The sequence below is a fragment of the Kitasatospora sp. NPDC057518 genome, assembly GCF_042802075.1.
Taxonomy (GTDB): domain Bacteria; phylum Actinomycetota; class Actinomycetes; order Streptomycetales; family Streptomycetaceae; genus Kitasatospora.
On the sequence record NZ_JBHVEU010000617.1, the window covers coordinates 1 to 4,207 of the forward strand.

Here is a 4,207-nt window from a genome sequence, read left to right on the forward strand (position 1 = left end):
CCCACTCCTGGATCTGCACCTTGACGTCGATGTCGGGGTGGTCGGCCCGGCTTTTTCGCGTTCCCGGGCCCCTGGGCCGGGCGCGGGGGCCCGTTCCGCCGCCCCCGGCCGGCCCGGTCCACCGGTGTGGCCGAACGCCCACTCGGCACCGTCGGTGCCGGACGGTATGGTGATCACCGTCGTCGAGGGCGGCCCCACCACGGCTTCTGTAACGCCGAGGGGGTCGCGGTCGATAGACCGGTCGAGGCCCGCACCGTCGGCGGGCCCTTGACGAACCCGGCGGGGCGCGCGATTCTCAAGGCGCGAGTCCGCCCGGTTGGTCCGCTACTGGATGCATAACCAGTGGCTCCGGCGGGAAATGACTCCACGTGAGTTAGAGCAGTACCCGGTGGGCGTCCGCGCTCGCCGGCTACCGGGAGGAGTCTCCGATTCGGTCTCCGAATCAGAGCTGGACAGCAGTGTGGCCATTGGCTACACTGTCCCTTTGCGCTGCCTGTTAGCTGCTCCGTGACTCGTCGCCCGGAGTTTGCGTTGCCCTGAAGGGGTCTGGCATCGCCTCCGCAAAGCGGCTCTGACCTGGGACTTCGATCCCGGCGGAGGCCAGTGGCGAGGAGGCGGGACCAAGCCCGTGAAGGCCCGGCTGGTACGCGCGTAGTGAGCTCCGAGCCCTCGGAAGGACCCCCCTCTTGGCCGCGCCGCGCAACGCCTCGAACAATTCCGCCGCATCCACCGCCCCGCTCCGCGTCTCGTTCGCGAAGATCAAGGAGCCCCTCGAGGTCCCCAACCTCCTGGCCCTGCAGACCGAGAGCTTTGACTGGCTGCTCGGCAACGCGGCCTGGAAGTCCCGGGTCGAGGCGGCCCTGGAGAGTGGTCAGGACGTCCCCACGAAGTCCGGTCTGGAGGAGATCTTCGAGGAGATCTCCCCGATCGAGGACTTCAGCGGGTCGATGTCGCTGACCTTCCGCGACCACCGTTTCGAGCCGCCGAAGAACTCCATTGACGAGTGCAAGGACCGCGACTTCACGTTCGCGGCCCCGCTCTTCGTCACCGCCGAGTTCACCAACAACGAGACCGGTGAGATCAAGTCTCAGACGGTCTTCATGGGCGACTTCCCGCTCATGACCCACAAGGGCACGTTCGTGATCAACGGCACCGAGCGTGTCGTCGTGTCGCAGCTGGTCCGCTCCCCGGGTGTGTACTTCGACTCCACCCTGGACAAGGTGTCCGACAAGGACATCTACTCCTGCAAGGTCATCCCCTCGCGTGGTGCCTGGCTGGAGATGGAGATCGACAAGCGCGACATGGTCGGCGTCCGCATCGACCGCAAGCGCAAGCAGTCCGTCACCGTGCTGCTCAAGGCGCTCGGCTGGACCAACGAGATGATTCTCGAGGAGTTCGGCGAGTACGAGTCGATGCGCGCCACCCTGGAGAAGGACCACACCCAGGGCCAGGACGACGCGCTGCTGGACATCTACCGCAAGCTGCGCCCGGGCGAGCCGCCCACGCGCGAGGCCGCGCAGACGCTTCTGGAGAACCTCTACTTCAACCCGAAGCGTTACGACCTCGCGAAGGTCGGCCGTTACAAGGTCAACCGCAAGCTGGGCAACGCCGAGTCGCTGGACTCCGGCGTGCTCACCGAGCCCGACATCATCGGTGCGATCAAGTACCTGGTGAAGCTGCACGCGGGCGAGACCGAGTGGCGTGACGACGAGGGCCGCGACATCGTGGTCGAGGTCGACGACATCGACCACTTCGGCAACCGCCGCCTGCGCAACGTCGGCGAGCTCATCCAGAACCAGGTCCGTACGGGTCTCGCCCGTATGGAGCGCGTCGTGCGCGAGCGCATGACCACCCAGGACGTCGAGGCGATCACGCCGCAGACCCTGATCAACATCCGGCCGGTCGTCGCCTCCATCAAGGAGTTCTTCGGCACCAGCCAGCTGTCGCAGTTCATGGACCAGACGAACCCGCTGTCGGGCCTGACCCACAAGCGTCGTCTGTCCGCGCTCGGCCCCGGCGGTCTCTCCCGTGAGCGCGCCGGCTTCGAGGTCCGTGACGTGCACCCCTCGCACTACGGCCGCATGTGTCCGATCGAGACGCCCGAAGGCCCGAACATCGGTCTGATCGGCTCGCTGGCCTCGTACGGCCGGGTCAACGCGTTCGGCTTCATCGAGACGCCGTACCGCAAGGTCGTCGACGGTGTGGTCACCGAGAAGGTCGACTACCTGACGGCCGACGAGGAGGACCGCTACGTCATCGCCCAGGCGAACGCCCCGCTGACCGCGGACCTGCACTTCGCCGAGCCGCGTGTCCTGGTCCGCCGCCGTGGCGGCGAGATCGACTACATCCCGGGCTCCGAGATCGACTACATGGACGTCTCGCCGCGCCAGATGGTGTCGGTCGCGACCGCCATGATCCCGTTCCTCGAGCACGACGACGCCAACCGCGCGCTCATGGGCTCGAACATGATGCGCCAGGCGGTGCCGCTGCTGAAGAGCGAGGCCCCGCTGGTCGGTACCGGCATGGAGTACCGCTGCGCCGTCGACGCCGCGGACGTCATCACCGCCGAGAAGGCCGGTGTCGTCCAGGAGGTCTCGGCCGACTACGTCACCGTGGCCAACGACGACGGCACGTACACCACGTACCGCGCCGCCAAGTTCACCCGCTCCAACCAGGGCACCGCCTTCAACCAGAAGGTGCTCGTGGACGAGGGCGCCCGGGTCGAGGTCAACCAGGTGCTGGCCGACGGCCCGTGCACCGACGAGGGCGAGATGGCCCTCGGCAAGAACCTGCTCGTGGCGTTCATGTCGTGGGAGGGTCACAACTACGAGGACGCGATCATCCTGTCGCAGCGCCTCGTGCAGGACGACGTCCTCTCCTCGATCCACATCGAGGAGCACGAGGTCGACGCCCGTGACACCAAGCTCGGCCCCGAGGAGATCACCCGGGACATCCCGAACGTCTCCGAGGAGGTCCTGGCCGACCTCGACGAGCGCGGCATCATCCGCATCGGCGCCGACGTCGTCACCGGCGACATCCTGGTCGGCAAGGTCACGCCCAAGGGCGAGACCGAGCTGACCCCGGAGGAGCGCCTGCTCCGCGCGATCTTCGGCGAGAAGGCCCGTGAGGTCCGCGACACCTCGCTGAAGGTGCCGCACGGTGAGTCCGGCAAGGTCATCGGCGTCCGCGTCTTCGACCGCGAAGAGGGCGACGAGCTGCCCCCGGGCGTCAACCAGCTGGTCCGCGTCTACGTGGCCCAGAAGCGCAAGATCACCAACGGTGACAAGCTCGCCGGCCGTCACGGCAACAAGGGCGTCATCTCGAAGATCCTGCCGGTCGAGGACATGCCGTTCCTGGAGGACGGCACCCCGGTCGACATCATCCTCAACCCGCTGGGTGTCCCGTCCCGAATGAACCCGGGACAGGTCCTGGAGATCCATCTCGGGTGGCTCGCCAAGCAGGGCTGGGACGTCTCCGGCCTCGCCGACGAGTGGGCCCAGCGCCTCCAGGCGATCGGCGCCGACACGGTCGAGGGCGGCACCAACCTCGCCACCCCGGTCTTCGACGGCGCCCGCGAGGACGAGATCACCGGCCTGCTGGACAACACCACCCTCACCCGTGACGGTGAGCGCCTGGTGAACTCCACCGGCAAGGCCCGCCTGTTCGACGGCCGCTCCGGCGAGCCGTTCCCGATGCCGGTCTCGGTCGGCTACATGTACATCCTCAAGCTGCACCACCTGGTCGACGACAAGCTGCACGCCCGCTCGACCGGTCCGTACTCGATGATCACCCAGCAGCCGCTCGGTGGTAAGGCGCAGTTCGGTGGTCAGCGCTTCGGTGAGATGGAGGTGTGGGCCCTCGAGGCGTACGGCGCCGCCTACGCGCTCCAGGAGCTGCTCACCATCAAGTCCGACGACGTCCTCGGCCGCGTCAAGGTCTACGAGGCCATCGTCAAGGGCGAGAACATCCCCGAGCCCGGCATTCCCGAGTCCTTCAAGGTCCTCATCAAGGAAATGCAGTCGCTCTGCCTCAACGTGGAGGTGCTGTCCTCGGACGGCCAGTCCATCGAGATGCGGGACTCCGACGAGGACGTGTTCCGCGCCGCCGAGGAGCTCGGCATCGACCTGTCCCGGCGCGAGCCCAGCAGCGTCGAAGAGGTCTGACGGAGGTTGGGCCGGCCGCAGCAGCGGCCGGCCCGCCCCCCGGC

At 67.5% G+C, this 4,207-nt stretch carries 1 protein-coding gene; it reads left to right on the plus strand.

The genetic code is table 11. The features are described from left to right. Window positions 1–686: 686 nt before the first annotated feature. Window positions 687–4,163, plus strand: a complete 3,477-nt coding sequence (gene rpoB, locus ACFU7Z_RS37210; protein WP_074003975.1) for a DNA-directed RNA polymerase subunit beta — start codon at window positions 687–689, stop codon at window positions 4,161–4,163. Window positions 4,164–4,207 lie beyond the last annotated feature (44 nt).